Origin of the sequence: Flavobacterium sp., assembly GCF_036405015.1 — a bacterium.
Classification (GTDB): Bacteria; Bacteroidota; Bacteroidia; order Flavobacteriales; family Flavobacteriaceae; genus Flavobacterium.
Genome location: NZ_DASWYK010000199.1, coordinates 1 through 7,667 on the forward strand (window position 1 = coordinate 1; position 7,667 = coordinate 7,667).

The 7,667-nt window shown below is 30.1% G+C and carries 6 protein-coding genes; all 6 read right to left on the bottom strand.

Annotated features, from left to right (window positions below):
- Positions 1-828 (bottom strand): nucleotide-diphospho-sugar transferase (locus VGE71_RS17100; protein ID WP_331139398.1); only part of this gene is annotated, 828 nt, incomplete at its 3' end.
- 58 nt (positions 829-886) lie between these two features.
- Positions 887-2,167 carry a flippase gene (locus VGE71_RS17105; protein WP_331139399.1) on the bottom strand — a complete coding sequence of 427 codons (1,281 nt, stop codon included), beginning with the start codon at positions 2,165-2,167 and terminating at the stop codon, positions 887-889.
- Complete coding sequence (locus tag VGE71_RS17110; RefSeq protein WP_331139400.1) at positions 2,164-3,150, bottom strand: UDP-glucuronic acid decarboxylase family protein; 987 nt, start codon at positions 3,148-3,150, stop codon at positions 2,164-2,166. Before VGE71_RS17110 ends, VGE71_RS17105 begins: the two co-directional genes overlap by 4 nt.
- Before the next feature lie 100 nt (positions 3,151-3,250).
- Positions 3,251-4,321, bottom strand: coding sequence for a Wzz/FepE/Etk N-terminal domain-containing protein (locus VGE71_RS17115; RefSeq protein WP_331139401.1), 1,071 nt, complete (start codon positions 4,319-4,321; stop codon positions 3,251-3,253).
- 5 nt (positions 4,322-4,326) lie between these two features.
- Entirely contained in the window at positions 4,327-6,756 is a 2,430-nt protein-coding gene (locus VGE71_RS17120; protein WP_331139402.1) for an SLBB domain-containing protein, read from the bottom strand.
- A 10-nt stretch (positions 6,757-6,766) separates the two neighbouring features.
- Positions 6,767-7,667: dTDP-glucose 4,6-dehydratase (rfbB, locus tag VGE71_RS17125; protein WP_331139403.1), on the bottom strand; the 901-nt coding region annotated here is incomplete at its 5' end.

A 7,667-nucleotide genomic window follows, 5' to 3' on the forward strand; every position in this document is an offset into this window, starting at 1 on the left:
TAAATCATTATTTAAATTAATTTCATCTCTATTCATGTTTGATAATTTATTATTACTATCAGAAGTATGAGTTGCATCTGCACCAAATCCTAAATTACTAATCAAGTTCACTGTTGGAATGATTGAAATTCCACCATTTGACCATGTTGTAAAGTACCACTGATAATCCCAAGTATTTACTTTGTTATCTTGAACATTTTTGAAATTATTTAACCAAAATTTTTGTAATAACTCGTTTGAAGTAATATTCTGAATGTAATCATTTTTTTTAAATTCCTGAAAAAGAGAAACTTTTACGTCATAAGCTTTCCATCTATCTGCCCAGCTAGCCCATCCCCAAATGTGATTGTATTTTGAAAAATAATAGCTTTCATCATTTAATAATATTTCCTTATTCAAAGTACTTGTCCCTCCAATATGCCAAATTCTCATATCGTTTTTATACTTTAATAATAAATTCTCACAAAACCAAAAAAAACTTTGACTTGGTTTGCAGTCATCTTCTAAAATTATTCCCATCTCCTCGTTTTCAAAAAACCATGTAATAGCCTCACTGATAGCTACTTTACATCCAAGATTTTTATTACGAAAAAGCAATTTAATTTCGCAATCCCAATCAATATTGGAAGTAATGTAGTTCCGTACATTTTGAACTTTAATTGCTTCTTCTGAATTTCTCTCTCCATCGGCTGCTACGTAAAGCTTAGGTGGTTTTGCCTCTCTAATTGCTTCAAAAACTTCTCTAGTAGTATCTAAACGATTGAAGACTAAAAACAATACTGCTGTATTAAGTTTTTCTTTAGGAACAAATTTTTTGATTTCTTTCATTTGTTTTATTTCGATAATTTTATTTGAGAATTTGATCTTCTTTAATTAAGAAAAAATATCATTTAAAAAATAGTATTGATCTTGTTTGTAAATTAAAGATATGTCTCGTCTTCTTAAAAAATGCATAATATAAATAGGACGCATAAAATTGCGATAATAGTGTCGCAACAGCAGCACCATCTATTCCATATCTAGGAATCAGTATTAAATTTAAAATGATATTCAGCAATAATCCTTGTACAGACTTTATTAAATTATGTTTATTCAAATTTTCAATTACAAGCATGTTTCCTGCTGCAACTCCCCAAAACACAAATACTCCGGTCCATATACTAATTTGCAACGCGAAAACTGCCATTTCAAATTTTTCTCCATAAAGTAAATTAATAATAAAACCTGAAAAAAAAGTAAAAAAAATAGATATTAGAAAGCTAATAATAAAAAGAAGTTTCAATAATTTTAAACATACTTTTTTATAGTCTTCTACATCAATATTAAATTTTTCTAATATTTTTGGAAAAAAAGATGTAACAAAAACAGTTGGAATAAAATACCACAACTCTGTAAATCGAGTTGATACAGAATAAAGACCTACGCCCTTTTCTCCTAACATTTCGCCAATCATAATTTGATCTAATCTCATATACATCATAATTATAATTCCTGACATAATCAATGGCCATGCTTGCTTTAATAATTCTTTACAGTAATTAATATCTATATTCCACGTTTTTAAATTATTAAAACCATAAAACAAAATTAATCCTACTGCTCCTAGAAAGAACTCTACTACGCTTAAAACAACGAAAGCCAATAATGGCATCTCACAATAAACGAAAATCAATCTTATTATTGAAGTTATTATAAAAGAAGAATTCTTTACTATAACAGTTTTTTTAGACTCTAAAACAGATTGATTTTTTAAATCTATAACATCAAATGCCTGAAACCATAATGTAAAAGCTGTTAGAATAGCTATTACTGCTAGTGATCCATCATTCTTGAAAAGAAAAAAATATAATCCTACAATTAATATACTAATAAAAGCTCCTATTGATCTTAGATAAAAAGCAGTACCTAATATCAAACCTTCTTTCTCATTCTTGTCTAAAAGGTGTTTAACTACAATTTGATCTAGTCCTAAAGTTGCAAGGGCACTTACTAAACTTACAAATGCAATAGCATAATTCCATTTTCCAAAAAGGTCAGGACCTAAATACCGAGCAATTAAGACCCCAACAATTAAACCAACTCCAAGACGAAGAACTTTATCTAGAAATAACCATATTATGTTTACTAATGATTTTTGTTTTAAATAATTTAGTATTCGTTCTTTCATAAAATACTCAAGAACTCTTTACTGTTTTTAGTTATTTCAAGTTCTTCTTTAGTAAAATTCTTAAAGTAATTATATGTAATTTTTAGTCCTTCTTCTCTAGATACTTTTGGTTCCCAATCTAAGAGTGTTTTCGCTTTCGTTATATTTGGCTGTCTTTGTTTAGGATCATCTTGCGGTAAAGGGCGATATACTATTTTTTGTGATGTTCCTGTTAATTTTATTATTTCTTCAGCAAATTCATTCATTGTAATTTCATGAGGATTACCTATATTAACAGGATCCACACAATTAGAAATCAAAAGTTTAAATATTCCTTCAATAAGATCATCCACGTAACAAAATGATCTAGTTTGCGTTCCGTCTCCAAAAATTGTCAAATCCTCCCCTCTTAAAGCCTGTCCCATGAATGCTGGTAATACCCGACCATCGTTTAATCTCATTCTTGGTCCATAAGTATTAAATATTCTAGCAATTCTAGTTTCAATACCATGAAATGTATGATATGCCATTGTTATAGCTTCTTGAAATCTTTTGGCTTCATCATATACGCTTCTAGGTCCCACTGGGTTAACATTTCCCCAATAATCTTCCGTTTGTGGGTGAACTGTAGGATCACCATAAACCTCAGAAGTAGATGCAATTAAAAATCTTGCTTTTTTTTCTTTAGCTAAACCTAGTAAATTATGTGTCCCTAAAGACCCCACTTTTAATGTTTGTATAGGAATCTTTAAATAATCTATTGGACTTGCTGGTGATGCAAAGTGTAATATATAATCTAAACTACCGCTAACATGAACAAAATTCGAAACATCATGATTATAAAATTCAAATTGTTTTAAAGGGAATAGGTGCTCTATATTTTTTAGATCTCCTGTAATTAAATTATCCATACCAACCACCTGGAAACCTTCTGCAATAAAACGATCGCATAAATGTGACCCCAAGAATCCAGCCGCACCTGTAATTAAAACTCTTTTACTCATAATCCTTATTTATTGTAATTATACATTCCTCTATTAACACTTGATTTAAACTTGTTAATAAAAATTTTCCTCAGTATTTTATTAAGTTCAAATAATCAAATTAAAAACTTAATTCATCAAACAGTTTTTTACCTACTAATCTTACTATCATTAGAAATACAGCCAAAAAACCTCCCAATAATATTCCTTTAGCTTTTCCAAAACGTTCTTTAGGTAATGGTAAAATTGGCTGATCAATCACTTGGATTAATGGTGTTTCTTTTCGCAAAGTCACTTTAGCTAATTCACTTTGTTTAACTAATTCAGTCAATATTGCCGTATTAGCCTGAACATCAACTTGTCTTTTTGCAGATGGCGTTCTTCTTACATTAAGAGCAGGATTAAGTCCGAAAGTATTATCATTTGCCACTGCAACACCTATTATAGCACTATTTAATTCTCTACGAATAGAGTCAACCTGATGTTGTAAAATTGCCATATTCATTCTCGCCTTTTTACTTTTAGTATCTATATAGAATTCGCCTACTTGTTTTGCAAGTGATTCACAAAAATTCTTAGCAAATAATTCATTTTTTGAAGAAACATCAATAGTTATAATTGATATTTTTTTATCTTTCTGTGCTACTAATAGTCCTGTTTTAGAAAGATCCATATATATCAAACCAAGTATACTATCTTGCTCTCTTGTAAATTTTGAACGATCTGCATCTGGTAAAAATTGAATTGAGGAAATTTTTGGATTATCACTCCATTTTTTTCTCCATTCATTATTTTGAAGAAAATTTTCTGCTAAAGATATCTTTTTACCTTCTACATAAACTGGAGATAATAACGTTTTTTCGACCATTGATCTAGACTTAAAAAGCTCTGTTAAATTAGAAGCTGTAAAAATTCCTCCTCCATTGCCACCAAGATCTAATCCAAATGAACTAGCTAATCCTAAAGCACCTCCTAAACCACCAGCTCCCTTTTCATCCTCTAAAGCAAACGATAAAGTGGCGGTATAAACTGGTTTTTTAAGAACAGAATATGTCAACCCTAGTATTGAACCTACTATTCCTGCCACAATGATAATTAACCATTTTGACAATAAATAATTAAACCATTCTTTTAATTTCTTTAATAAATCTTTTACTGAAATATCTTCGTTTTCGATAGTCTCTAATTCCATAAAATTTATTTAAAAGCTGTAACAATTAATAACGCTAAACTTGAAACTACACTTCCAATACCTACCCATTCTCCTGTTGTCATTTTTCTTCTTTCTGGTTTTTCTGGAACCACAATTTGAGAATCAGGTTCTACTTTAGGATATGATTTAAAAAACAAAAAAGAAGTTGTGACGTCAGCTTTACCGTTTGGATAAATTATGTAAGCTTTTCTTTTCCATCCTTTATTATCAACACCGCCCACTGCGTTAAGATAGTATTTAAATCCTTTACCATTTCTATATGGAATTTCTGAAGTTAACAAAACATTCCCCGTTACTTTGACTCCTTCGTTATAAACTGCCACCTCAATTTCATCTCCTGGAAATAATGTAACATTTGAAAAATGATTCTTATCTTTTACTATTTTTTCCCAATTCACAGGAATTGTAGCAAATTTTAAATCCTCTTTCAATTTTTTCGCCAATTTACCTTTTAATGTATCATTTTTAGAAATATTTAGATCAATCCTTTCCAATGTTTCTATCTGCTCTTCTTTGATTGGTCTTTTAATTTTCATTCCATCTAAATTAGCAATAGAAGTTAAACCACCAGCTCTCATTACGACATTATATACTGTTTCTTTTTTATTTGCCAATACATATTTTCCAGGGTAACCCACAGCACCACTAACTGTTACCATTTCAGGCTTTTCATAAACTGCCATACGCCTAATATTTATAACATCAAACGGTTTTAATACAAAGTTTTTAATTTGTTCATTATTGTCTGCTGTTATTTCTAATTCAACTAATTCTACACGTTTAGGATCGGTATCATCAATTGCATCAGATTTAATCATTCTCGCAATCTCAACTCTTTTAGATGCAGAACCAGTTAATCCTCCTACCTGAACTACTAAATCATTTAAAGTTAAATTTTCAAAATATTCATATTCGCCAGGATTTTTAACTTCGCCATCAATAGTTACTTTATATTTCTCTCTAAAGTCTAAAATAGAGTAAACAGTGACTATATCTTCTCGTTTCAATTCTATATCTGCATTTAAATCTCCTGATAGAGCTGCACCTAAATCTACATTAACAATTTCTGTTGTTAAATCTGTTTTTAGACGAATAATTCTAGCACGTTTGCTATAAGCATCTTCCTTTAAGCCTTCTGCTCTTGTGATAAGATCTGATACTTTCATCCCTTCTGTATAAGAATAGTAATCAGGTCTAAAAACCGCACCTTCTATTTTGATTCTATTTTCAAAACGATTTAAAATTTTTGTTATTCTAAAGACATCCCCAGATTGCGGTTGATAAGATTTGTATTCACTTTCATTGATATCATGCACTTTAAATTCTTTTCCTGTCTTTTGAATTACATTTACCGATGCAGTATAAGCAAATTCGTTAAATCCAGAAGCAAAATTTAGTAAATCAGAAAATGATTCTCCTTTTTTCATCTCAAAAATACCCGGACGTTTCACTTCACCTTCTACAGTAACCCTCTGACTATATGCTGGGATTCTAATTACATCATTTTCCTTTAGCGCAACATTATCTGACTGATCTCCTTTAACTAAAAATCTGTATATATCAATATTCTTAAAAATTTTGTTATTTCGAATTAATTCTATATTTCTATAACTGCCGTTTTTACCTGGACCACCTGCTAAATGTAATGCATTGTATACTGTCGCTAAAGAAGAAATGGAATAATTCCCTGGTTGTTTTCCGCCAACAATAGTTACTTTAATGGTTCTAATTTTACTTAAACTTACGCTTACTTGCGACTGACCTGCTCTTACTGTACTATAAACTCTAGCAATTGCCGTTTTTATTTTTTGTGTTGCAGCTTCAATTGAGATTCCTGATACTGCAATCTGTCCAACATAATCAATAGTAATTTTTCCTTCAACACTAACTGGCAGACTTCCATTGTATTCTTGAACTCCATAAACAGAAACCTGAAGCTCATCTCCAGGTCCTAAAACATAATTCATTGGAGTAGCCATTTTTAAATCTGGCTCAAAATTAAGAGTTGGGTTATCAAACAGTTCAGACCCAAAAATTAAAGCATTTGCAGAGTCTTTTGCTTTTACATTTTTGATATCTTCTTGCTTTCTTCCAAACGCAGTCTCCTTTTTCTCGATTATTTTCTCATTTGTTTTAGCAGAGCCTCCATTTTTCTTTTCATATTCAGTTAATTTAGCTTTTAATTTATTAAAATTAACTTGGCTCATCCCCTTAGACAATGCTATTGGTTCAACCTGATCAATCGTTGCATTATTACTTTTTAATTGCGCACTAATTTTTGACAAATCATCATCAGATAAATAATCAACATTAACTGTACTTAAGTCTTTAGATTTCATTATATCTTGTGCATGAACACTTAAAGACATAGTAAGTGTACAAAGTAAGAAAAAAAAGTATGCTGTTTTTTTCATGAATTATGAATTATGAATATTGTTTTTGATAGTATTCTTTGTAGACTCCAGAAGTCACATTCTCAAGCCACTTCTCATTATTTAAATACCAATTAATGGTTCTTTCTAATCCTTCCTCAAAAGTAACCGAAGGTTTCCAACCTAATTCTTTATTAATTTTTGAGGCATCGATTGCATAACGCAAATCATGACCTGGTCTGTCTTTTACATAAGTAATTAATTTTTCAGAAGTTCCATTCTCTCTTCCTAGTTTTCCATCCATTAACTGACATAACAACTTAACTAAATCAATATTTTTCCATTCATTAAATCCACCAATATTATAACTTTCATGGTTTTTACCTTCATGAAAAACCAAATCAATAGCAGTTGCATGATCTTCTACAAATAACCAATCTCTTGTATAATTTCCATCTCCATAAACTGGCAATGGTTCATTGTTAATAATGTTATTTATAAAAAGTGGAATTAATTTTTCAGGAAAATGATACGAACCGTAATTATTTGAACAATTTGTAAGTACATAAGGTAATCCATAAGTTTCTCCATAAGCACGTACAAAATGATCTGAACTTGCTTTAGAAGCAGAATACGGTGAGTTTGGGGCATAGGGAGTTGTCTCTTTAAATAATCCTTCACTACCTAAAGAACCATAAACTTCATCAGTGCTAATGTGATAAAATCTTTTACCTTCAAAATTTCCCTTCCACTGATTTTTAGCTGCATTTAATAGATTCATTGTTCCAATAACATTTGTTTTTACAAATGCTAAAGGATCTTCAATCGAACGATCAACATGTGATTCTGCAGCTAAATGTAGAACACCATCAAAATTATGATTTGAAAAAAGTTCATTAATAAAAGCTTCATCAACAATATCCCCTTTTACAAAGGTATAATTTGATTTATCA

Coding starts and splice junctions, on each gene's coding strand:
- VGE71_RS17110 (WP_331139400.1), bottom strand. CDS start 3,150: ATGAGTAAAAGAGTTTTAATTACAGGTGCGGCTGGATTCTTGGGGTCA.
- VGE71_RS17105 (WP_331139399.1), bottom strand. CDS start 2,167: ATGAAAGAACGAATACTAAATTATTTAAAACAAAAATCATTAGTAAAC.
- VGE71_RS17115 (WP_331139401.1), bottom strand. CDS start 4,321: ATGGAATTAGAGACTATCGAAAACGAAGATATTTCAGTAAAAGATTTA.
- VGE71_RS17120 (WP_331139402.1), bottom strand. CDS start 6,756: ATGAAAAAAACAGCATACTTTTTTTTCTTACTTTGTACACTTACTATG.